21 protein-coding genes and 1 tRNA gene are annotated in these 22,156 nt (G+C 69.3%); 2 read left to right on the forward strand and 20 right to left on the reverse strand.

The annotated features are described in order from the left end of the window. Positions 1–5: 5 nt before the first annotated feature. The 10 genes from atpD to ACO0LV_RS14270 form a co-directional block, all read right to left on the reverse strand. The gene (gene atpD, locus ACO0LV_RS14225; protein WP_424788575.1) at positions 6–1,475 is read right to left on the reverse strand and encodes a F0F1 ATP synthase subunit beta; all 1,470 of its coding nucleotides are present in this window, start codon (positions 1,473–1,475) and stop codon (positions 6–8) included. 26 nt (positions 1,476–1,501) lie between these two features. Beyond that, positions 1,502–2,395: a F0F1 ATP synthase subunit gamma gene (locus ACO0LV_RS14230; RefSeq protein ID WP_424788576.1), complete on the reverse strand. Its 894-nt coding sequence runs from the start codon at positions 2,393–2,395 to the stop codon at positions 1,502–1,504. A gap of 3 nt (positions 2,396–2,398) precedes the next feature. Beyond that, the gene (gene atpA, locus ACO0LV_RS14235) at positions 2,399–4,030 is read right to left on the reverse strand and encodes a F0F1 ATP synthase subunit alpha (protein ID WP_424788577.1); all 1,632 of its coding nucleotides are present in this window, start codon (positions 4,028–4,030) and stop codon (positions 2,399–2,401) included. A gap of 53 nt (positions 4,031–4,083) precedes the next feature. Further along, entirely contained in the window at positions 4,084–4,899 is an 816-nt protein-coding gene (locus ACO0LV_RS14240; RefSeq protein WP_424788578.1) for a F0F1 ATP synthase subunit delta, read from the reverse strand. Further along, positions 4,899–5,507 (reverse strand): F0F1 ATP synthase subunit B, encoded by a 609-nt coding sequence (locus ACO0LV_RS14245; protein ID WP_424788579.1) that lies wholly within the window; start codon positions 5,505–5,507, stop codon positions 4,899–4,901. Before ACO0LV_RS14245 ends, ACO0LV_RS14240 begins: the two co-directional genes overlap by 1 nt. Positions 5,508–5,535: 28 nt before the next feature. After that, positions 5,536–5,751, reverse strand: coding sequence for an ATP synthase F0 subunit C (gene atpE / locus ACO0LV_RS14250; RefSeq protein WP_424788580.1), 216 nt, complete (start codon positions 5,749–5,751; stop codon positions 5,536–5,538). 99 nt (positions 5,752–5,850) lie between these two features. Next, positions 5,851–6,648, reverse strand: coding sequence for a F0F1 ATP synthase subunit A (gene atpB / locus ACO0LV_RS14255; protein ID WP_424788581.1), 798 nt, complete (start codon positions 6,646–6,648; stop codon positions 5,851–5,853). 121 nt (positions 6,649–6,769) lie between these two features. Continuing rightward, positions 6,770–7,366 carry a hypothetical protein gene (locus tag ACO0LV_RS14260; protein ID WP_424788582.1) on the reverse strand — a complete coding sequence of 199 codons (597 nt, stop codon included), beginning with the start codon at positions 7,364–7,366 and terminating at the stop codon, positions 6,770–6,772. 44 nt (positions 7,367–7,410) lie between these two features. Then, positions 7,411–8,523, reverse strand: coding sequence for an MraY family glycosyltransferase (locus ACO0LV_RS14265; RefSeq protein WP_424788583.1), 1,113 nt, complete (start codon positions 8,521–8,523; stop codon positions 7,411–7,413). Then, entirely contained in the window at positions 8,520–9,374 is an 855-nt protein-coding gene (locus ACO0LV_RS14270) for an L-threonylcarbamoyladenylate synthase (RefSeq protein WP_424788584.1), read from the reverse strand. The genes ACO0LV_RS14265 and ACO0LV_RS14270 overlap by 4 nt, the downstream gene beginning before the upstream one ends. Positions 9,375–9,451: 77 nt before the next feature. Between ACO0LV_RS14270 and ACO0LV_RS14275 the strand changes: the two genes are divergently transcribed. After that, positions 9,452–9,877, forward strand: a complete 426-nt coding sequence (locus ACO0LV_RS14275; RefSeq protein WP_424788585.1) for a VanZ family protein — start codon at positions 9,452–9,454, stop codon at positions 9,875–9,877. Here the strand turns inward: ACO0LV_RS14275 and prmC are convergent. From prmC to ACO0LV_RS14320, 9 genes are all read right to left on the reverse strand, one after another. After that, positions 9,810–10,709, reverse strand: coding sequence for a peptide chain release factor N(5)-glutamine methyltransferase (prmC, locus tag ACO0LV_RS14280; protein WP_424788586.1), 900 nt, complete (start codon positions 10,707–10,709; stop codon positions 9,810–9,812). The genes ACO0LV_RS14275 and prmC overlap by 68 nt on opposite strands. Further along, positions 10,696–11,775 carry a peptide chain release factor 1 gene (gene prfA, locus ACO0LV_RS14285; RefSeq protein WP_424788587.1) on the reverse strand — a complete coding sequence of 360 codons (1,080 nt, stop codon included), beginning with the start codon at positions 11,773–11,775 and terminating at the stop codon, positions 10,696–10,698. Before prfA ends, prmC begins: the two co-directional genes overlap by 14 nt. A gap of 42 nt (positions 11,776–11,817) precedes the next feature. Then, positions 11,818–13,938 (reverse strand): transcription termination factor Rho, encoded by a 2,121-nt coding sequence (gene rho / locus ACO0LV_RS14290; RefSeq protein WP_424788588.1) that lies wholly within the window; start codon positions 13,936–13,938, stop codon positions 11,818–11,820. 230 nt (positions 13,939–14,168) lie between these two features. Continuing rightward, on the reverse strand, positions 14,169–15,059 hold the full coding sequence (gene thrB / locus ACO0LV_RS14295; protein WP_424788589.1) for a homoserine kinase: 891 nt from the start codon (positions 15,057–15,059) through the stop codon (positions 14,169–14,171). Positions 15,060–15,062: 3 nt separating this feature from the next. Then, the gene (gene thrC, locus ACO0LV_RS14300; RefSeq protein WP_424788590.1) at positions 15,063–16,124 is read right to left on the reverse strand and encodes a threonine synthase; all 1,062 of its coding nucleotides are present in this window, start codon (positions 16,122–16,124) and stop codon (positions 15,063–15,065) included. After that, positions 16,124–17,431: a homoserine dehydrogenase gene (locus tag ACO0LV_RS14305; protein WP_424788591.1), complete on the reverse strand. Its 1,308-nt coding sequence runs from the start codon at positions 17,429–17,431 to the stop codon at positions 16,124–16,126. Before ACO0LV_RS14305 ends, thrC begins: the two co-directional genes overlap by 1 nt. A 106-nt stretch (positions 17,432–17,537) precedes the next feature. Beyond that, positions 17,538–18,881 (reverse strand): diaminopimelate decarboxylase, encoded by a 1,344-nt coding sequence (lysA, locus tag ACO0LV_RS14310; protein WP_424788592.1) that lies wholly within the window; start codon positions 18,879–18,881, stop codon positions 17,538–17,540. Beyond that, positions 18,878–19,663 (reverse strand): hypothetical protein, encoded by a 786-nt coding sequence (locus tag ACO0LV_RS14315; protein WP_424788593.1) that lies wholly within the window; start codon positions 19,661–19,663, stop codon positions 18,878–18,880. The genes lysA and ACO0LV_RS14315 overlap by 4 nt, the downstream gene beginning before the upstream one ends. A gap of 4 nt (positions 19,664–19,667) precedes the next feature. After that, positions 19,668–20,729: a hypothetical protein gene (locus ACO0LV_RS14320; protein WP_424788594.1), complete on the reverse strand. Its 1,062-nt coding sequence runs from the start codon at positions 20,727–20,729 to the stop codon at positions 19,668–19,670. Between the two features lie 169 nt (positions 20,730–20,898). On the opposite strand from ACO0LV_RS14320, the gene ACO0LV_RS14325 reads away from it, so the two are divergent. After that, positions 20,899–20,974: transfer RNA gene (locus ACO0LV_RS14325), tRNA-Arg, on the forward strand. Between the two features lie 161 nt (positions 20,975–21,135). Here ACO0LV_RS14325 and ACO0LV_RS14330 read toward each other — a convergent pair. Beyond that, positions 21,136–22,041, reverse strand: a complete 906-nt coding sequence (locus ACO0LV_RS14330; protein WP_424788595.1) for a M23 family metallopeptidase — start codon at positions 22,039–22,041, stop codon at positions 21,136–21,138. Between the last annotated feature and the right edge of the window lie 115 nt (positions 22,042–22,156).

Raw genomic sequence — 22,156 nt, forward strand, 5'->3', positions numbered from 1 at the left:
CTCAGTCAGCGCAGTTCGGACTGGATCCGGTCCCAGTTGCGTTCCAGGTCCTCCAGGCCACCAATGTTGTAGAAGGCCTGCTCGGCGACGTGGTCGTACTCACCGTCGGCGATCTTGCCGAACGCCTCGACCGTCTCGCTCAGCGGCACCGTCGAGCCGACCACACCGGTGAACTTCTCGGCCATGTAGGTGTTCTGGGACAGGAACTGCTCGATCCGCCGGGCCCGGTTCACCGTGATCTTGTCCTCCTCGGACAACTCATCGATACCCAGGATGGCGATGATGTCCTGCAGTTCCTTGTTCTTCTGCAGGATGGCCTTCACCCGGGTGGCCACGCGGTAGTGGTCCTCGCCCAGGTAGCGCGGGTCCATGATCCGGCTGGTCGAGGCCAACGGGTCCACCGCGGGGTAAAGCCCACGCGAGGCGATGTCACGGGACAGTTCCGTGGTGGCGTCCAGATGGGCGAACGTCGTGGCCGGCGCCGGGTCGGTGTAGTCGTCGGCGGGCACGTAGATCGCCTGCAGCGAGGTGATCGAGTGCCCCCGGGTGGAGGTGATCCGCTCCTGCAACTGGCCCATCTCGTCGGCCAGGTTCGGCTGGTAACCCACCGCCGAGGGCATCCGGCCCAGCAGCGTGGAGACCTCCTGGCCGGCCTGGGTGAAGCGGAAGATGTTGTCGATGAACAGCAGCACGTCCTGCTTCTGCACGTCCCGGAAGTACTCCGCCATGGTCAGCGCCGAGAGCGCCACCCGCAGCCGGGTGCCCGGCGGTTCATCCATCTGGCCGAAGACCAGCGCGGTCTTGTCGAAGACGCCGGCCTCCTCCATCTCCACGATCAGGTCGTTGCCTTCACGGGTGCGCTCACCAACGCCGGCGAATACCGACACACCACCGTGGTCCTGGGCCACCCGCTGGATCATCTCCTGGATCAGCACGGTCTTGCCGACACCGGCGCCCCCGAACAGGCCGATCTTGCCGCCCAGCACATACGGGGTGAGCAGGTCGATCACCTTGATGCCGGTCTCGAACATCTGGGTCTTGGACTCCAGCTGGTCGAAGGCCGGTGGCTGGCGGTGGATCGACCAGCGCTCGGTGACGTCCAGGGTCTCGCCCTCTTCGAGGTTGAGCGGCTCACCGATCACGTTGAACACCTTGCCCTTGGTGACATCCCCAACCGGCACAGTGATCGACTCACCGGTGTCGCGCACCTCCGCACCGCGGACCAGGCCGTCGGTGGGCTTGAGTGCGATCGCCCGGACCAGGTTGTCCCCCAGGTGCTGGGCGACCTCCAGGGTCATCTCGGTGCCGGCGTCGTCGGCACCCATCGTGATGGTGGTCTTCAGGGCGTTGTACATCTCCGGCAGGGCGTCCGGGGGAAACTCGATGTCGACGACGGGGCCGATCACCCGAGCAACCCGGCCCACGCCCGGCTCACGCTCGGTGGTGTCCGGGCCGGCGGTCTCGGTGGCAGTCATAGTGGCGTCCTTCTCCTGTGGTGGGCTTAGCTCGCGGCCATGGAGTCTGCACCCGAGACGATCTCGCTGATCTCCTGGGTGATCTCCGCCTGCCGGGCCTGGTTGGCCAGCCGCGTGTAGTTACGAATGAGGTCTTCGGCGTTCTCGGTGGCCGTGTGCATGGCCCGCTGGCGCGCTGCCAGTTCGGAGGCACTGGCCTGCATCATCGATGAGAAGATCCGGATCCGGATGTACCGGGGCAGCAGGGCGTCCAGCACCTCATCGGCGTCAGGTTCGAAGTCGTACAGCGGTAGGGCATCGGTGCCGGGCTCGGCCACCCCCTCCACCACCTCCAGCGGCAGCATCCGGACCACCTGGGGCTCCTGGGAGACCATGGTGCGGAACCGGGTGTACACCACGTGCAACTCGCCGACACCGCCTTGCTCAGGGTCGGTCAGGAATGCCCGCAGCAGGGTATCGGCCACCTCGTTGGCCCGGTCCAGACTGGGTGAGTCGGAATCACCGGTCCACGACTTCACGATGCTGCGCTGACGGAAGGTGTAGAAACTCACCCCGCGCCGGCCGAGCACGTACAGGTCGATTTCCTTGCCCTCGTCCTGCAGATGCTCGCGCAGCCGCTCGGCCTCGCGCAGCACCATCGCCGAGTACGCACCGGCCATCCCTCGGTCGGAGGTGATGACCAGCATCGCGACCCTGTTGGCGTCCTCGCGCTCGGAGGTGAGCGGGTGGGCGATGTCGGTGTGGGTGGCCACCGCCGAGACTGCACGGGTGATCGCGCGCGTGTAGGGCACGGTCTGCAGGGCGCGGTCACGGGCCTTACCGATCCGTGAGGCCGCGATCAACTCCATCGCCCGGAACATCTTCTTCAGAGTCTGGGTGGAGCGGATGCGCTGCTTGTATACCCGTTGGGACACTGCCATTGGTCAGCCCCGCTTCTGCCCGACGATCTGCTCCTGGTCGATGTCGACCTCCGGATCGTCCTCCACCTCGTGCCCCACCGGGGACTTGCCATTGGTACCCAGGAAGGTGTCGCGGTAGTCCTCCACGGCCTTGGTCATCGCCTCGATCGTGGAGTCCTCGAGTTTGCCGGTCTTCTCGATCTCATCGAGTACGTCGGTGGTACGCCCGACGTGGTCGAGCATCTCCCGCTCGAACCGGACCACGTCATCGAGTTCGACCTGGTCCAGGTACCCCTTGGTTCCGGCCCAGATCGACACGACCTGCTCGGCCACCGGGTAGGGGGTGTACTGGGGCTGCTTGAGTAGTTCCATCAGCCGGGCACCGCGGGTGAGTTGTTGGCGCGAGGCGGGGTCCAGGTCGGAGGCGAACATCGCGAAGGCCTCCAGCGAGCGGTACTGGGCCAGGTCCAGTTTCAGCGTTCCGGAGACCGCCTTCATCGCCTTCACCTGAGCATCGCCACCGACCCGGGAGACCGAGATCCCCACGTCCACCGCTGGGCGCTGGTTGGCGTTGAACAGGTCCGACTGCAGGAAGATCTGCCCGTCGGTGATCGAGATGACGTTGGTCGGGATGTAGGCCGAGACGTCGTTGGCCTTGGTCTCGATGATCGGCAGCCCGGTCATCGAGCCCCCACCGAGTTCATCGGAGAGCTTGGCGCAACGCTCCAGCAGCCGGGAGTGCAGGTAGAACACGTCACCGGGGTAGGCCTCACGGCCCGGGGGCCGGCGCAGCAGCAGCGAGACCGCACGGTAGGCCTCGGCCTGCTTGGACAGGTCGTCGAAGATGATCAGCACGTGCTTGCCGCCGTACATCCAGTGCTGGCCGATCGCCGAGCCGGTGTAGGGAGCGATGTACTTGAACCCGGCCGGGTCCGAGGCCGGGGCAGCCACGATGGTGGTGTACTCCAGCGCGCCGGCATCCTCCAGGGCGCCGCGCACCGAGGCAATGGTGGAACCCTTCTGACCCACCGCCACGTAGATGCAGCGCACCTGCTTGGTCGGGTCACCGGAGTCCCAGTTGGCCTTCTGGTTGATGATCGTGTCCAGTGCGATCGCGGTCTTCCCGGTCTGCCGGTCACCGATGATCAACTGCCGCTGGCCACGGCCGATCGGAATCATCGAGTCGATGGCCTTCATCCCGGTCTGCAGCGGCTCGTGCACGCTCTTGCGCATCATCACCCCAGGCGCCTGCAGTTCAAGCTCGCGCCGGCCATCGGTCTCCACCTCGCCGAGGCCGTCCAGCGGCTGACCCAGTGGGTCCACCACGCGACCCAGGTAGCCATCGCCCACCGGAACGCTCAGCACCTCTCCGGTGCGGCGAACCTGCTGGCCCTCCTCGATCCCGGCGAACTCACCCAGGATCACCACACCGATGTGGCGCACGTCCAGGTTCAGCGCCAGGCCCAGGCTGCCGTCCTCGAAGCGCAGCAGTTCGTTGGCCATCGCGCCGGGCAGACCCTCGACCTGGGCGATTCCGTCGCCGGCCAGGATCACGGTGCCGACTTCCTCGGCCACGCTGGTTGCCGGCTCGTAGGATTGCACGAAGGAATCCAGCGCCGAGCGGATCTCCTCGGGCTTGATCGTCAACTCAGCCATCGTTTCTCGTCCTTTTCTCCTGACCGCCACGGTGGGCGATCGTTTTGTCTCGTTCAGCCGGCCAGGCGCCGGCGGGCGTCGTCCAAGCGGGTCAGTATGGTGCCGTCCAGCACGTCGTCACCGATCTGGATCCTCACCCCACCCAGCACCGTGGGGTCTACCGCCACGTTCACCTGGACCTGGCGCCCGTAGGAGCGGGCCAGGATCTCTCCGAGCCGGTCCCGTTGGGCGGTGGTCAGCGGGGTCGCGGCCGTCACCACGGCCACCAGCCGACGACGACGGTGCGCCGCCAGTTCGCTGATCTCGTTCAGTGCCGCCGCGAGCGAGGCGTGCCGGACGCTGCTCAGCGAGCGGTCCAGCAAGGTGGCCGTGGCAGGGCTGACCTTCTCGGCGAACACGGAGCGCAGCAGTTCCTGGCGCCGGCCCACTGGAATCGCCGAGTCCGCCAGGGCCAGGCGCAGGTCGCGGTGGACGGCGAGCAGGCGCCCCACCCGGAACACCTCGTCCTCGACCTGCTCCAGGGAGTCGGCGGCGGAGGCGCTGGCCAGCATCGAGTCGATCGCCAACTGGGACAACGCGTCGGCGATGTCACTCTCGGCCGACCAGCGGCTGCGGGCCATCCCCGAGACCAGGTCCACCACGGTCTCGGAGACCTTGCCTCCGAGCAGGTCGGCCACCACCTGGGCCTTGTCCGCTCCGTCCCGGCCCGGGTCGGTCAGGGCGCGGCGCAGCGCCGCCGAGCCGTCCAGCACGTCCACGACGGCGAACAACTCGGTGCCCAGCTCCAGCGCGTTCTCTCCGGCATCGGCCAGCACGGGCTCCCACCGCTGCTCGGCCGCCTCCAGGGAGGCCTGACTACTCGCCCGCATCACTTCTCCTGGTCAACCGGGCCGGTGTCAGCCGACACACCGGCGTCGGCGAGTTCCTGCTCGCCGCTGCCGGCCTCCAACTCATCCAGGAAACGGTCGATCACCCGCGACTGGCGGGCGTCGTCGGCCAGCGACTCACCGATGATCCGGGAGGAGAGCTCAGTGGCCAATCCGCCGATCTCGGAGCGCAGTGACACCACCGCTGTGCGGCGCTCGGCCTCGATCTGCCGGTTCGCGGTCTCGACCAGGCGCGTCGCTTCGGCCTTGGCCTGTTCGCGCGCCTCGGCCACGATCTGGGCGGCCTGGGCGTTGGCGTCCTCGCGGATCTCCGCCGCTTCGCGACGAGCCCGGGCCAACTCCTCCTGCCGTTCGCTCTTGGCCGCCGCGGCATCGGTCTGAGCCTGCTCGGCCAGCGCCAACCCGCCCTCGATCTTGGCGGCGCGCTCGTCCAGGACCGCATTGATCCGCGGTAGCAGGAACTTGTAGAAGAAGAAGCCGATGATCACCAGGACGACGAGCGACCAGAGAATGTCGTAGCCCGGGGGCACGAACAGGTTCGGCTCGTACTCGTCCGCCTGGATCACAGCGGGTGACTGGATGTACTGCATGGGCACCTCTTTCAGCGTTGTGCTGGTATCAGAGGATGATGCCCGCGACCAGACCCAGCAGGCCGAGCACCTCGATCAGACCGGCACCGATGATCATGTTCCGGAAGAGCTGGCCGGACACCTCGGGCTGGCGTGCGGTGGCCGCCTGGGTCTGGCCGATCATGATGCCCAGACCCACACCGGGTCCGAGGGTCGCAAGACCGTAACCGATGGTGGCGATGTTGCCGGTGACGTTGCTGTCCACTGTGTTTCCTTCCTATGGCGCCCGGGCTGGGCGTCGGTGGTGTAGTTCAGGGTAGTTCGGTGAGACGAACATGGGGCCGGGCGTTGCCGGCCCGGCCCGTCAGTGGTCTTCCAACGCGAAGTTGAGGTAGACCGCGGACAAGATGGTGAAGATGAAGGCCTGAAGGGCTGAGATGAACACTTCCAGGACCGTGATGAACAGGCCACCGAACAGTGTCACCGGGGCGAACACGGTCATCCCCGCGCTGGCCTCCAGGAGCAGGAAGTGGGTCGCGGCGAATGCCAGCACCAGCATCAGGTGCCCGGCGACCATGGCCACGGTGAGACGGATGGTGAGCGTGGCCGGCCGCAGGATGAACACCTGCAGGATCTCGATCGGGGTGATGATGATGTACATCGGCCACGGGATACCCGGCGGGAACAGTTGGCCCCTGAGGTACTTACCCAGGCCCTGAGCCCGCACACCGGCGGCCAAGTAGGTCAGCAGCACCCACACCGCCATCACCAACGGTAGGCCGACCCGCGAGGTGCCACCGATGTTCAGGAACGGGATCACGCTGGCCAGGTTCATCGCCAAGATCGTCACGAAGATCACCGTGAGCATCGGCAGGAAGGGCTTGGCGCGCTCCTTGCCCATGATCTGCTCCACGATCTGGAGACGGACGAAGTCCACCAGCAGTTCCACGACCGCCTGACCGCGGCCGGGCACCAGCGTCACCCGGCGGACCGCCAGCCACAGCAGCAGCAGCAGGACGGCGGCCACGACGAGGCGGACCAGCATCAGCCGGTCGAAGGCGAACCAGCCGTCCGGCTGTCCGAAGATCATCTCCGGGAAGAATTCCTCCATCCCGGGGGCGTGGAACTCGGCGGGGTCGTCAGCGGCCGCGACGAGGGGCATGGGGGCAGCGGCGGACAGGACTCTCTCCCTCAGATGCGTGGCCTGGGAACCTCCGGCCCGTGACCTCGCTCAGAGGCAGGTCAGGGGCAGGGCGACAGGCGCGGGGGTGGGAATACGGCGATCAGCCTACCTGATCCTGATCCCTCCCGTGTTCACCGCCGGGGTCCTTCCCCGCGGTGGCGTCCGGGCCGGGCGCATCGTCGGGCGATGCCGCGGACGTCACCGTCGGTTCCTGGTCGGCGTCGACGGGGAATCCGGGCCGCAGCGGTGCGCGCCGGGACAGGTCGACGGCGGGCAGCGGGGTCCGGATGACTGTGACCAACTCCACCGCGACCAGGGTCAGGGCGAGCAGGATCAGCACCCCGACGAAGGTCTCCCGGTGGTAGAAATCCAGGTTCCGTAACCACAGCAGCAACACCAGGACCACCGCCATCTTGATGATCCACCCGCCCAGCAGCACCAGTTGGAGCAGTTCGGGGCCGCGTCCGACCACCAGGTAGATCAGCAGCACGGTGGTTCCGGTAAAGAACAGGCCGATCCCGGCGGCTACCAGTGCCGCCCATACACCCGGCATCTGGGCGATCAGATACCCGATCCCGCTTCCCAGGACCGCGCCGATCACCGTGGCCAGCAGCATCCGGCGCAGCACGGTACGGATCATGTCGAGCATGGCGCTGGTGCGCACCACGGCGTCGTTGAGAAAGACGGGTTCGTTCACGAGGTGAGGTCCTTGACCGTTCGGGGAGGGGCGGTGCGGTGTGGTCAACGGCGCATCCTGTGCCAGCCCTGCGGGGTGCGTACCGGCAGGTGCACCACGGAGATGAAGACGGCCAGGACGACGGCGACCACCGTTCCCAGTATCACCCACCCGACCGGGAAGATTGCTGTGGCGGCCGCCGACGCGGCGAAGACGGCGGTCCAGACGTACAGGATCACGACGGTACGACGGTGGGAGTGGCCGTGGTCGAGCAGGCGGTGGTGCAGGTGTTTACGGTCGGCGTGAAACGGGGACTTGCCGGCGGCGAGGCGGCGCAGCACCGTGATGATCACATCGAGCAGCGGGAGCATCAGCACCGCCAGCGGCAGCAGGATCGGTACGAATGCGGGGAAAGCCTGGCGGGTGGCGATCAGGCCCGGGTTGATGTCACCGGTCACCACGATCGCTGCGGCCGAGATCACCAGACCCAGCATCATCGCTCCGGAATCGCCCATGAAGATGCGCGCGGGGAAGAAGTTGTGCGGGAGGAACCCCACACAGGCCCCCACCAGGCAGGCGATCACCACAGTGGCCAGGTTGGAGTAGTCGGTGGGGCTGGTGATCTGGGTGAGCAGGTAGGTGTAGACGAAGAAGGCCGCACCACCGATCGCGATCACGCCGGCGGCAAGGCCGTCCAAGCCGTCGACCCAGTTCACCGCGTTCACCGCGAAGACGACCGCGATGACGGTGGCCACCAGAGACAGCCGGGAGGAGCCGATGGTCAGTCCGAACACCGGGAAGGTGATCAACTGCACACCCTGCCAGGCGAGCAGTCCGGCGATGAGGACCTGCCCGACCAGTTTGGTCAGCCAGTCCAGGTCGAAGATGTCATCGGCAACCCCGAGCAGGCAGATCAGACCCGCGCACATCAGGATCGCCCAGGGCAGATTGTCGGCGAAGACGCGCTCGAGGAACTCCACCTGGGCGGCCACCACCATCGCGGTGGCCAGCCCCAGGAATATCGCCACCCCGCCCAGGCGGGGTGTGGGGGCGGTGTGCACGTCCCGATCCCGCACCGGGGTGACCGCCTTGAGCCGGTGCGCCACCTGCCACGCCAGCGGGGTGGCCAGGAAGCTCACGGCAGCGGCCACCGCCATCAGGAGCAGGTAGATCCTCACTGGTTGTCAGGCTCCCGGGCCGTATCGGAGATCGGTGCCGGGCTCTGGGTCTGTTCGTGGGCCTGGTCCGGCTCTGGGGCGGGCTCCTGGGCCTCACCCGGCCCCGGGGCGGGCTCCTGGGCCATGTCCGGGTCCAGTGCCGGATCCCCGGCCTCGTCCGGTGCCGGTACCGGGTCCTGGGCCCGGTCCGACTCCCCTGCCGGTTCCGGCGCCAGTTCCGGCGCCACCTGCGCCAGTTCGTCGGCACTGATCGCTCCCTGACGAACGATCCGCAGCCGCTCCCCGGTGGCGTCGACGATCGTCGAGGGCTGCTGCCCCGGCGCCGGCCCGCCGTCCAGGTACAGGCTCACCGCACTGCCCAGTTGCTCGGCCGCCTCGGCCGCGCTCAGCGCCGCTGGCTGCCCGGTACGGTTCGCGCTGGAGACCGCCAGCGGCCCGGTCTTGCGCAGCAGAGCGAGGGTGAACTCCTCGTCCGGCATCCGTAGCGCCACTGTGCCCTCGGTCTCGCCCAGGTCCCACATCAACGAGGGCTGGGCGGGCAGGATCACGGTCAGCGCGCCCGGCCAGAAGCGCTCCACCAGGTCACGCACCACCTGGGGCACATCGATGGCCAGGCCGTCCAGCGTGCGCACATCACCGATCAGCACCGGTGGGGGCATCTGCCGTCCGCGGCCCTTGGCCGCCAGCAGTGCATCCACCGCGTCCGGAGTGAAGGCGTCGGCGGCGATCCCATAGACGGTGTCGGTGGGAATGACCGCGAGCGCCCCCCGGGACAGGGTGCGCACGGCTTCGTCCACATGCGGCCACCAGGTGGCCGGCTCGGTGCAATCGCGCAGGTTGTGCTCAGTCACGGCACAAAGTCTCCCATGACCGGCGCTGCCGTCGTGGCTCCGGTTCGTGCCATGGTGTCTCGTGCCATGGTGTGCTGGTGAGTTCTGCCTCCCGGGCCCATGCGGTCCTGCTGCGCATCGCCTTCGCCGTCAGCGTGGGGGTGCACCTGCTGGTGCTCTACCTGCCCAGGGTGCCCGCGGTCGCCGAGGTGGAGGTGCCCGGTGCGGACAAGGTCGCACACATGCTCATCTTCGCCGGCGTGATCCTCACCGGACGATTGCTGGGACTGTCCCTGGCCTGGTTGGCTCCGGCACTGATCGCGCACGCCTTCGCCAGCGAGCTCGTCCAGCACCTAGCCCTGCCCGGACGCGGTGGCGACTGGCTGGATGTGCTGGCCAACCTCGGCGGGGTGGTCCTGGGTTGGTACCTGGCCGGTGTGATCACGCGGCACCGACTCAGCGGCGCCGGGCCAGCACCATCCGCGCCCGCCCGCTCAGGTCCTCCGCCGTCGACACCTCGGTGAAGCCTCCGGTGTCGCTGACCACGTCACGTACCGCGCCCGCCTGCACCTCGGCGTGCTCCATGATGAATACGCCTGAGGGCCGCAGCAGCCGGGCCGCGGCGCGGATGACGGCGCGGGGGATATCGAGCCCGTCCGGGCCGCCACCGTACAGGGCCAGGTCCGGATCGTGCTCGCGAACCTCGCGCTGCTGCGGCACAGCATCGGGAGGGATGTAGGGCGGGTTGGCCACGAGCACGTCCACCTGCCCCTCGTGGTCGGCCAGGAGGTCCTCCTGACGCACATCCGCGACCATCGCCCGAATGCGGACGCGCGCGGCGGCGGCGTTGGCCAGGGTCAGGTCCACCGCGGCGCCCTCGGCGTCCACCGCCAGCACCGACGAGCCGGGGACCTCGCTTGCCACCGAGACGGCGATCGGCCCGGCACCGCAGCACAGGTCCAGTACGAGCGGATCACGGCCGGCCCGGCGCACAGCGTGCGCGGCGGATACCGCGTGTCCGGCGACGACCTCGGTCTCCGGGCGCGGGATGAACACCCCCGGGCGTACCTGTAGGGCCAGGTGCCGGAAGTGCGCACAGCCGGTGATGTGCTGCAGTGGTTCCCGGCGCCGCCGCCGCTCCACCACGGCCGCGTAATCGGCGGTGAACTCCTCCGGGAGCGGCGGAGGCATCACCAGGACCAGGCGGTGGATGCCGAGCACGTGCTCGGCCAGGCTGATCGCGTCGGACTCGGCGCTGGGCACCTGCGCCTCGGTCAGGATGGCGGTCGCGGCCCTGATCAGGTGGCGCAGATCCGATTGCTCGGGTGGGGCCGATCGGTCCTCACTGGGTGGCACCGGCGATCCGCTCCGCTTCTTCCATCTCGATCGCCGAGCCGATCAGCGCGCCGAGGTCGCCGTCGAGTACCTGGTCCAGGTTGTAGGCCTTGTACCCGGTGCGGTGGTCGGCCACCCGGTTCTCGGGGAAGTTGTACGTGCGGATCCGCTCGCTGCGGTCCACGGTGCGCACCTGGGACCGGCGGGCCTGAGCGGCCTCAGCAGCAGCGGCCTCGGCCTGTGCGGCCAGCAACCGGGCGCGCAGCACCCGCATGGCGGCCTCGCGGTTCTGCAACTGCGACTTCTCGTTCTGCATCGAGACCACGATCCCGGTGGGCTCATGGGTGATCCGGACCGCCGAGTCGGTGGTGTTCACGCTCTGCCCACCGGGCCCGGAGGAGCGGTAGACGTCGATCCGCAGGTCGTTGGCGGCGATCTCCACCTCACCGGGATCCTCCACCTCTGGCAACACCACGACACCGGCGGCCGAGGTGTGGATCCGCCCGGCCGACTCGGTCACCGGCACGCGCTGCACCCGGTGCACCCCACCCTCGAACTTCAGATGGGCCCATACCCCGTCGCCGGGATCGGCGGACCGGGACTTGATCGCCACCGAGACGTCCTTGATCCCGCCCAGGTCCGAGGCGGTGGTGTCCAGCACCTGGGTCGACCATCCCTGCCGCTCGGCGAAGCGTAGGTACATCCGTAGCAGGTCGGCAGCGAACAACGCCGACTCCTCTCCCCCGGCGCCGGCCTTGACCTGCAGGATCACGTCACGTCCGTCGTCGGGGTCGCGCGGGATGAGCACCTGGCGCAACCGGTCGGCTGCGGTCGCCTCGGCCCGTTCCATCGGCTCCACCTCGGCCGCGAACCCTGGGTCGTCCCGGCCGAGTTCGCGCGCGGCCTCGGCGTCGCCCCGGGCGCGGGTCCACTCCCGGTAGGCCGCCACGATCCGGCCGAGTTCGGCGTAACGCCGCCCCAGCGAGCGGGCCCGGGCAGTGTCGGCGTGCACGTCCGGGTCGGCCAGATCCTCCTCGATCCGGGTGTACTCGGACAAGAGCGCCTCGACGCCGTCGAACTCACTCATCACGACAGCCTCTCAGAAGGTGCCCACCGGCACACCGGATGCTCAGTTGGCAGCCTTGCTCGCGGCCCTGCCGGTGGAGGTAGTGGTCTTGTTCACGGTGGCCAGGAACTCGGCGTTGGTGGCCGAACCACGCATCCGGGTCAACAACGCCTCGATCACTTCCTGGGGACTCTTCCCGGCCAGGCTGCGGCGCAGTTTCCACGCGATCTGCAACTGGCCCTCCCCGATCAGCAACTCCTCCCGGCGGGTGCTGGAGGCGTTGACGTCCACCGACGGGAAGATCCGCTTGTCCGCCAGTTCACGACTGAGCCGCACCTCGGAGTTCGCGGTGCCCTCGAACTCCTCGAGGATCACCTCGTCCATGGTCGAACCGGTCTCCACCGCAGCCGAGGCCAGGATGGTCAGGGATCCCCCGTGCTCGATGTTGCGCGCGGCACCGAAGAACCGCTTCGGTGGGTACAGCGCCGCAGCATCCATGCCGCCGGAGAGCACCCGGCCGGAGGCGGGCAGGGCCAGGTTGTAGGCGCGCGCCAACCGGGTCAGGGAGTCCAGCAGCACCACCACATCCTGGCCGAGTTCGACCAGCCGCTTGGCCCGCTCGATCGCCAGTTCGGCCACCACGGTGTGATCCGAGGCGGGTCGGTCGAACGTGGAGGAGATGACCTCACCCTTGACCGTGCGCTGCATGTCGGTGACCTCTTCGGGGCGCTCATCCACCAGCACCACCATCAGGTGAGCCTCGGGGTTGTTGTCCGAGACCGCATTGGCGATCTGCTGCAGCAGGACCGTCTTCCCGGCCTTGGGCGGCGCCACGATCAGCCCACGCTGGCCCTTGCCCAGGGGGGCGGCCAGATCGACGACCCGGGTGGTCAGGTTCGAGGCCGTGGTCTCCAGTCGAAGGCGTTCGCTGGGGTACAAGGGCGTCAGCGAATCGAACTCGGGACGGTCCAGCGCCTCGGTGGCCGGAGCCCCGTTCACGGTGTCCAGTCGCACCAGGGCGTTGAACTTCTGCCGCTGGTTCGCCTGTTCGCCCTCCCGGGGCTGACGGACCGCACCAACGATCGCATCACCCCGGCGCAACCCGTGCTTCTTCACCTGGTTCAGCGAGACGTAGACGTCGTTCGAGCCGGGGAAGTACCCAGAGGTCCGCACGAATGCGTAGTTGTCCAGGATGTCCAGGATCCCCGCGATCGGGATCAGCACATCATCGGGTGAGATCTCGACGTCGTCGTAGTTCGCCTCCTCGGAGCGCCCACCGCGACGCTTACGGTCCCGGCTCCGCTCGCGCCCCCGGCGCCGCCGGTTACCGCGGTCGGAGTCATCGGGGCGGAAGTCGCCATCGGAGGGCCCCGGACTTCCCTGGCCGCGGGTGGCTCGACGGCGCTGGTCGCCCTCGGAGTCCAGGCCGCGCGGCTCGGGCAGCTGGATGTCATCGACGCTGGGACGACGACGGTCGCCCTGCCCGGACTTCTCACCCTGGCCGCGCTGCTGGGCTTGCTTGCCCTGTTGGTCCTGCTGGGCTTGCTTGCCCTGCTGGGCTTGCTTGCCCTGTTGGTCCTGCTGTCCCTGCCCGCCCTGTTGGTCCTGCTGGGCTTGCTTTCCCTGCTGGTTCTGCCGACCCGGCTGACCCTGCTGGCCCCGCTTACCGGACGGGCCCTGCTGGGCTTGCTTGCCCTGCTGATCCGACGTGCCCTGCTGATCCTGCCGGTCCTGCCGACCGGGCTGGTCCTGCTGTCCCTGCCCGCCCTGCCGATCCTTCTTCCCGTTCCGGTCGGAGTCACCGGAGCCACCGGCACCGCCGGAGGGACCCTGCGGAGCACGGCCGCGCTGCTGCGAGGCCCCCTCCGGTGCATCCTGGCGCGGGCCCGCCCCGCCCGGGGCGCCATCTCCGCTCGCGGTGGCCGTACCGCCGTCATCGCCGTCATCGCCGTCGAGTGTGCCCTGCGTGGGTGTCTCGGCTGGGCGCTCGGGCTGTGCCGGGCCGCCCTGACCCGAGCCGCCCTGACCCGACGGGCCGCCCTGACCGGAGCGGAGGGCGTCGATCAGATCGCTCTTGCGCATCCGCCGGGCACCCTTGATGCCGAGTTCGGCCGCGATCTGCTGCAACTGGGCAACCTTGAGCGCACTGAGGTCGCCGCCGGGGGCGTTGGTGGTATCGGTCACGAGGTTCCTTCCCTCGATGAGACCAGGGCCCGGTCACCGGGCCCAGGCACGAGAGTCTGCCGGTGCGATCACCGGCGTCGGTGCGCCGCACGGCCGGAAAGCACCGGCCCGCGCCACAGCGCCTGAAAACTTTGGGGGTACACCCTGGTCAACGGCGGCGTGTCCACGCCCGCCCGGGGTGCGATGCAAGCCTAGCACCGCACTCTCCCCAGAAATCAACGCCGGGCCCCTCAGGGCGCGGCGACCCGCGGTCCGTGCCGGTCGACGTCGGGGTGGCGCACCCGCCAGCCGGCCGGGATGGTGGCCAGTTGCTCTGCCGGCAGGGCCCCGAACAGCAGCAAGGTGGGTCCGGCTCCGGAGATCACCGCAGGCAGGCCCGCCCGGCGCAACCGGTCCAGCAACTCCAGGCTCTCCGGCATCACGTCGGCCCGGTAACGCTGGTGCAGCCAGTCCTGGGTGGCTGCGAACAACAGATCCGGGCGGCTGCCCAGTGCGAGCGTGAGCAGCCCGGCGCGGGCGGAGTTGGCGGCGGCGTCGGCGTGGGCGATGGTTCGTGGAAGCGCGGTACGAGCCCGGGAGGTGGACAGCCGGCGCTGCGGGATCAGCACCGTGACCTCCAGGTCATGCACCGGTACCTGTGCCGCGTGGGCCTGTCCCTGATCCGTCCAGGCGATGGTGGCGCCCCCGTGCAAGGCCGGGGCGGCGTTGTCGGGGTGGCCTTCGAGTTCGGTGGCCACCTGCAGGATGAGCCCGTCGTCCAGGGCCTCGGGCTCGGAGATCAGTTCCCGCACCGCCAGCAACCCGGCGACCACCGCTGCGGCGGAGGACCCCAGTCCACGCCCGTGCGGGATCGCATTGGCGCATCGCAGTTCCAGCCCCGCCTGTGGGGCGCCCACCTGGTCCAGGGCCACCCGCATCGCGCGGACCACCAGGTGCTCCTCGCCGTCGGGCACCTCTTGCGCCCCGGCGCCGCTGACGTGCACGCGGGTGGCGCCGGTGGTGGCGCGGACCTGCACCACGTCATGGATGGCCACGGCCAGTCCGAACGAGTCGAAACCCGGACCCAGGTTCGCGCACGTGGCGGGCACCGTCACGGTGACCTGATCACGGACCAGCCGCACCGCTCAGTCCAATCCGAGTGCGCGGGCCGCAGCTGCCGGGTCGGTGGAGATCACGGGCGGGTCGATCTGGCGCTGCCCCAACGCGGTGGCGGTGTCCTTCAGGCCGTTCCCGGTCACGGTGCACACCACCTGGGCGCCTTCGGGCACCGCGCCCTCCTCGGCGCGGGAGAGCAGACCGGCCACGCTCGCCGCGGAGGCCGGTTCGACGAAGATGCCCACCTCGCGGGCCAGGAGCTCCTGGGCAGCCAGGATCTGGGCGTCGCTGACGGCGTCGATGCGCCCGCCGGAATCGTCCCGCGCCGCCACCGCCAGTTCCCAGGAGGCGGGGTTGCCGATCCGGATCGCGGTGGCCACGGTCTCCGGGTGCTCCACCACCTCCCCCTTGACCAGCGGAGCCGCGCCCTCGGCCTGGACGCCCCACATCTGTGGGGTGCGGGTGGCCAGGTCATCGCTGAGGTACTCCCGGTACCCCATCCAGTAGGCGCTGATGTTCCCGGCGTTGCCCACCGGGAGCACGTGGATGTGCGGGGCGTCCCCCAGGACGTCGACCACCTCGAAGGCAGCCGTCTTCTGCCCGTGCAGCCGGTACGGGTTCACCGAGTTCACCAGTGCCACCGGGTAGGCCTGGGACAGGTGCCGCACGATCCGCAGGCAGTCGTCGAAGTTCCCGTCCACGGCCACCAGTTCGGCACCGTGCACGATCGCCTGGGCGAGCTTGCCCGCCGCGATCTTTCCGGCGGGCAGGATCACCGCGCAGCGCAGTCCGGCCCGGGCGGCGTAGGCCGCGGCGGAGGCCGAGGTGTTCCCGGTGGAGGCGCAGACCACAACCTCGGTGCCGGCGCCGGCCACTTTGCTCATCGCCATCGTCATCCCGCGGTCCTTGAACGACCCGGTGGGGTTGGCGCCCTCGACTTTGATGTGAACCTGGGCGCCGGTCGCGGCCGAGAGGCTCGGGGCCGGGACCAGCGGGGTACCACCTTCACCCAAGGTGATGACCGGATCCACGTCATCGATCGGCAGTCGCTCGGCGTACTCGGCGATCACGCCCCGCCACGGCTTGGCCATCAGTGTCCCTCCACGCGTAGCACCGAGGAGATCCTCAGCACGTCCTCGAGCCTATCGACTGCCTCGATCATCGCCTGCAGGGCCCGCTCATCGGCCAGGTGGGTGATGAGCACCAGCGTGGCCTGGCCCTCCTCGGTGGCCGTCTGCCGCACGGTCTCCACCGAGACGTGCTGCTCCGACACGGTGGTCGCCAGCGTGGCCAGCACGCCGGGCCGGTCGCGCACCTCCAGGCGCACCTGGTAACGCGTCTGCACGTACTCGGCCGGCAGGGAGCGCAGCGCAGCGTAGTCGGACTCCGCCGGTGCACGCCCCCCGGTGGAGCGGTGGCGGGCCGCAGCGACCAGGTCACCCAGCACCGCCGAGGCTGTCGGCGCTCCGCCGGCACCGGCGCCGTAGAACATCAGCGTGCCCGCGCCCTCGGCCTGCACCAGCACGGCGTTGTAGGCCTCCCGCACATTGGCGAGGGGGTGGTCCAGCGGGATGAGCGCAGGGTGGACCCGCACCGCGACGCCGCGGGCGGTCTCGTCCTGACGCTGTTCGGCGATCGCCAGCAGTTTGAGCACGTGGCCGGAGTGCTTGGCCGCCGCGATGTCCGAGGGCGTGATGTCGCGGATCCCGGAGACCGCCACGTCATCGAGGTGGATACGGGAGTGGAAGGCCAGGGAGGCCAGGATCGCCGCCTTGGCCGCGGCGTCCAGCCCGTCGACGTCAGCGGTGGGGTCAGCCTCGGCGTAGCCCAGGGCTTTGGCCTGGGCTAGGGCCTCGTCGAAGTCGACGCCCGCGGTGCTCATCTGGTCCAGGATGTAGTTCGTGGTGCCGTTGACGATGCCCACGATGCGACTGATGGAGTCTCCGGCCAGGGATTCGCGCACCCCGCGCACCACCGGCACCGCACCGGCCACCGCAGCCTCGAAGAACAGGTCCGCCTCGGCGGCGTCGGCGGCCTCGAACAACTCCGGGCCGTGGGTGGCCAGCAGCGCCTTGTTCGCCGTGACCACGCCGGCACCGCGGCGCAGTGCGGCCACGATGAGGCTGCGCGCCGGTTCGATACCGCCCATCAACTCCACCACGAGGTCGGCCGACTCGACCGCGGCCCGGGCATCGGTGCCCAGCAACTCCGTCGGCACCACCGGGTCTCGCGCGAGGGTGGTGTCACGCACGATGATCGCACTGATCTCCATGCGGGTCCCGCTGCGGGCAGCCAGTTCCTCGGCCTGCGTGCGCAGTCCCCGGATCACCTCGGTGCCGACCGTTCCGCAGCCCAGCACGGCGACCCGCAGGACTGGTTCTGACGCGATGGTGTCCATGATCTCCTCTCGGCGGTGACGGACTCACCCTAAGGGGCGCCGTGGAAGGCCCGTGGTGCTGACCGATGCGTGGACGGGTGGACGGGGAGGCGAGGCTGGTGCCGGCTCAGCCCACGTCGAGTGCGAGCAGGTCGGCCACGCTCTCGCGGCGCACGATCTCGCGCGCCGCCCCGTCCCGCACCGCGACCACACCGGGTCGGGGCACCAGGTTGTAGTTGGAGGCCATTGAGCGTCCGTAGGCTCCGGTGACCGGAACCGCGAGCAGGTCCCCGCGGCTGATCCCGGCCGGCAGCCTCACGTCACGTACCACGATGTCCCCGCTCTCGCAGTGCATACCCACCACACGGGCCGCCACGGTATCGCCGGGGATGTCCCGGCCGACCACCTGTGCGTGGTAATCGGCCCCGTACAGGGCCGGGCGCAGGTTATCGCTCATCCCCCCGTCGACCGAGACATAGAGCCTGGTGGTGCCTTCCTCGGTGCGCACCGGTTTGCACGTGCCGACCCGGTACAGAGTCAGCATCGCCGGGGCGATGATCGCCCGCCCGGGCTCGAAGGAGATAGCCGGAGCAGGCAGCCCGTCCCGGGAACTCTGGGAGCGCACCACCTCGGCGAGTTCGCCGGCGGCGGCGGTGATGTCGAGTTCCTGCTCACCGGGTGTGTAAGCCACTCCGAAGCCACCACCGAGATCCACCTCTGGCATCACGTAGTCGTGGTCGGCGGCGAAGTCGGCGCGCAGGCCCAGCAGCGCCTGGGCAGCCGCGGCGAATCCAGCGCTGCCGGTGATCTGGGAGCCGATGTGGGAGTGCAGGCCGAGCAGGCGCAACGAGGTGGTGGCAGCGATGGTCTCCAGCGCCCGGCGGGCCGCGCCGGTGGCCAGCGACAGCCCGAACTTCTGGTCCTCGTGCGCGGTCGCGATGAAGTCGTGCCCGCCGGCGTGCACTCCGGTGGTCACCCGCACCAGGACGCCCTGGCGCACCCCGTGCGCGGCGGCTACCTGTGCCACACGCTCGATCTCCTCCAGTGAGTCCACGACGATGCGTCCCACACCGGAGCGCACCGCCAGGTCAAGTTCGTCGTCGGACTTGTTGTTCCCGTGCAGGCCGAGCCGGGTGGGTGGCACCTGCGCCTTCAGCGCGGTGGAAAGTTCCCCCAGGCTCGCCACGTCCACCCCCAAGCCTTCCTCGTGCACCCAGCGCAGCACCGCGGTGGAACTGAAGGCCTTGGAGGCGTAGTAGACATCCACCTCGATGCCCTGCGGAGCGAATGCGCCGGCGAGGGCGTCGCGGTAGCGCCGGGCCCGCTCCCGCAGCGTGGCCACGTCCAGCACGTATGAGGGTGTGCCGAACTCCTCGGCGATGTCAGCGAGGGAAAGCCCGTCCACGGACCACGCCCCCTCGGTCACGGTGGTGCGGGACGGCCACAGGTGGGCGTCAGGTGGTGTGCTCACAGGTTCTCCGGTGCGGTCAGGCCCAGTTCCCGCAGGCCGGTGCGGAGCACCAGCCCGGTCGCACAGGCCAGGGCGAGGTTGAGGCGGTAGGTATCCATGATGGGGGCATCAGCGGTGATCGGGCCACGGGGTGTGGACCGGGAGTGGGCGAACCAGTCGGTGAACGCGCCCGTGATCTGCCGGAGGTTGGACACCACCGGGGCGCCACGGTCCTGAAGGCGGGCGCGATGGCGGGCCAGGTGGGCGGCCGCCAGCGCCAGCAGCAGCGCGCGGGTGCGGGCGTCCTCGGTGCGGGTGTGCGCCAGGTCCCGCCAGATCCCTGCCAGCACCCCGGGCAGTACGTCGCCGGCCGGGACCTCGGGCGCAGGCAGCACCCCGTGGTCGACGCCCTGGCGCAGCAGCATCGCGGTTCGGGCATGGGCACGACGTACCGGGTAGAGCCGGCCGGGCATGAGGTCGACTCCGCCACCGGCGCGAGCCAGCGTCGCCGAGCGCCTGGCCCGCTCGGAGTCGGCCGGCGGCGGGGCCGGCGGTGGCGGGTTCCGTCCGGTGAGGAGGTCGGCCACGACCTGACCGCGAGCGGTGGTGGTCAGGGTGAGGAAGAGCCGGCCATGCTGCCAGGTCGTCCGCTGCACGACCGGCAGGTCCAGCACCGACCCCACTGGTCGCGGCGGTAGCACCAGGGTCGCCCAGTCGCCCTGATCGGCAGGTGCGCGCACCAGCACCAGATCGTCACGATCGAGCGCCGCGGCCACCCGGCCGGTCAGGTCCTCCTGCCACACAACGTCAGATCGAGACCCACAGGTAGAAGTCCCAGGTGGATTCGGCCGGACCGCTCAGGTGCCGCACCACGCCGGTGTCGTCCCACCAGATCACCTCGATCTCGGACCCGTCCTGCCACATGTGGAAGACGCCGTACGCGAGGTCGTCCTCAACCTCGGAGTCATCCTCGATACGCCAGACCTCGCCGGTCTCATCGGCGGGGCCGCGTTCGTCCACCAGCCCCTCGGCGGTGGTGACCGTCTCGTCGAGGTCATCGAACAGCGCGGCCCACATGGTCAGTGACTCGTCGGCATCTGAGTTGAAGTCGGCGGTGTAGGCCTCGGCCGGGCTGGCCCCGTCGAGTTCGTGGTCGGTCCAGCCGGCCTCGTCGATGGTCCACTGGGAGTTCTCCGCGTCCACCACGGTGGCGTGCTGGTTCAGGTGGTCGTACAACTCGCCACCGGTGGGCTCGGTCTCGGGTTCGTCACGGGCGTCGTCCTCGGCCGCGCCCTCCTCGCCGGCGTCCCCCTCGTCGGCGCTCCCTTCGTCGGTGTCCTCACCCGTATCGGTGTCGGCCGGTTCAGGCTGGTCCCCCGCGTCCGGTGCCTGCGTCGTCTCCTCGGTCCCGGGGCCTCCAGCCGGGTCCTCGTCATCGCCGCCGGCGAGGCTCACAGCGGCGAAGACCAGGCCAGCGAGCACCAGTACGGCCACTATCACCCCGACCACGATCGGTGCGGGCGACCGACGGCGTTGCTGCGACCCGGACGCCCCGCCGTAGCCGGCCTGCTGACCATAACCGGGCTGCCCATGAGCAGGCTGCTGGCCGTAACCAGGCTGCTGGCCGTAGCCGGGTTGCTGGCCGTAGCCGGGTTGCTGGCCGTAGCCGGGCTGCTGACCGTAACCGGGCTGCTGACCGTGGGCAGGCTGCCCATGGGCAGGCTGCTGGCCGTAACCCGGCTGAGCGTCACCACCCGGGGACGGGAAGGAACGCGTGGGCTGGTCAGCTGCGGGATGACCGAAGGACTGGGTGGGGTGATCAGAACCCTCCGGTCCGCTACCGGGTCCCTGCGCGGGCGGTTGGGTCATCGCGGCAACTCCTCGGTGCGATCAATCGGTGGTTCTCGTCAATACATCACGGTTCTCATCGTAAGGGCACCCCGCTGCGGGGCGGCCTCAGGTGTGACCCCGGACGCACCTTGCCCTGCGGTTCGGTCTCACCCCGTCAGTGCTGATAGCCTCTCGTCTCGGTGACCACGCCCCCGTAGCTCAGTGGATAGAGCGTCTGCCTCCGGAGCAGAAGGCCACAGGTTCGAATCCTGTCGGGGGCACCAGCACTTTGGTGTCGGGGCCACCCAGCAGCGGCGCCGGAATCCCCCTGACACCAGACCGGTCGACGGCGAGATCGCGCGCAGAACCACCCAGTCGTCGCTCAGGCGATTGCCGAGCCCGTCGCTCAGGCGCATTGCCGGGCCGTTCGGGCCTTCGGGACAACTCAGTCCTGGGCGCAGGCCATCGTCTCGGAGTTCAGCGGCAGCGCGCCCTGCTGGTTCAGCCAGACGTTCGGGTCCACCGTGGTCAGATTCTGATCCACGTGGATCTCCAGGTGCAGGTGCGGTCCGGTGGAGTTGCCATAAGAACCCACCGCACCGATTACCTCGCCCGCAGCCACCTGCTGGCCCACGTTGACGTAGACGCCGTTGGGGTACATGTGCACGTACCAACTCCACACCGGAGCACCGTTGATCTCGTGCTCGATGATCACCAACATTCCGCTGCGCCCGTCCCGGCCCGCACCGGCATGGGTCACCACGCCGTCGGCAATGGCATGGATCGGGGTCCCCACCGGTGCGGCGAAGTCCAGCCCGGTGTGTTCGGAGTAGCGCCCGAAGATGGGGTGGATCCGGTAGCCGTAGTGGGAGGTGAGCCGGTAACTGCCATCGGACAGCGGTCGCACCAGGTCCACCTCGCTGGAGGAGGACTCCGCGGCCAGGGTTCCGTTCGCCTCCACCGCCGACACCCCGCAACCGGGGGCACCGCGCTCGGCCAGGTTGCGACTGGCGGCCACCAGCGCCCGGCCGGAGGCCTCCGGGTCGGCGAGCAGCGCCGTCGTCGCGTGCGCGTCGGACTCCGAGGGCACATCGCTGACCAGGGTGTCCAGCGCACTGGCGTCGGCCAGCATCGCCGGCCGATCCTCCTCGACCTCGACCTGAGGCAGCACCACGCCCGTGGCCGGGACCACCCAGGTAGCCAGGCCCAGCGCGGTGAGCACGGCCAATCGACCCATCCACCGCCCTGCAGGGCGGTGCGGCCGGTTCCTCCGGGCGGCCTCGAGCCGGGCCTGCTCGCGCAACTGGCGTCGGGTCAGCGCGGTCTCGTTCGACACACGCTTGGCAGTCACACAGTCTCCGGCGGCACGGCGGGGATACAGGAACATCGGACGGTGCGCAAACGCACCGCGAGCCACTATAACGGTACGGACACGGTGCCGGGGCAACGTTGCCGGCTTCCGCTGT

This window comes from Pseudactinotalea sp. Z1739 (assembly GCF_049725055.1).
Lineage (GTDB): Bacteria > Actinomycetota > Actinomycetes > Actinomycetales > Beutenbergiaceae > CALKWS01.

Bases quoted from the DNA above. Each gene is read 5' to 3' on its own strand.
- thrC (WP_424788590.1), bottom strand. From the start codon at position 16,124: ATGGCCAAGCCGTGGCGGGGCGTGATCGCCGAGTACGCCGAGCGACTG.
- prfA (WP_424788587.1), bottom strand. From the start codon at position 11,775: ATGAGTGAGTTCGACGGCGTCGAGGCGCTCTTGTCCGAGTACACCCGG.
- atpB (WP_424788581.1), bottom strand. From the start codon at position 6,648: ATGCCCCTCGTCGCGGCCGCTGACGACCCCGCCGAGTTCCACGCCCCC.
- atpD (WP_424788575.1), bottom strand. From the start codon at position 1,475: ATGACTGCCACCGAGACCGCCGGCCCGGACACCACCGAGCGTGAGCCG.
- ACO0LV_RS14240 (WP_424788578.1), bottom strand. From the start codon at position 4,899: ATGCGGGCGAGTAGTCAGGCCTCCCTGGAGGCGGCCGAGCAGCGGTGG.
- ACO0LV_RS14305 (WP_424788591.1), bottom strand. From the start codon at position 17,431: ATGGACACCATCGCGTCAGAACCAGTCCTGCGGGTCGCCGTGCTGGGC.
- ACO0LV_RS14230 (WP_424788576.1), bottom strand. From the start codon at position 2,395: ATGGCAGTGTCCCAACGGGTATACAAGCAGCGCATCCGCTCCACCCAG.
- atpA (WP_424788577.1), bottom strand. From the start codon at position 4,030: ATGGCTGAGTTGACGATCAAGCCCGAGGAGATCCGCTCGGCGCTGGAT.
- ACO0LV_RS14245 (WP_424788579.1), bottom strand. From the start codon at position 5,507: ATGCAGTACATCCAGTCACCCGCTGTGATCCAGGCGGACGAGTACGAG.
- ACO0LV_RS14320 (WP_424788594.1), bottom strand. From the start codon at position 20,729: ATGACCCAACCGCCCGCGCAGGGACCCGGTAGCGGACCGGAGGGTTCT.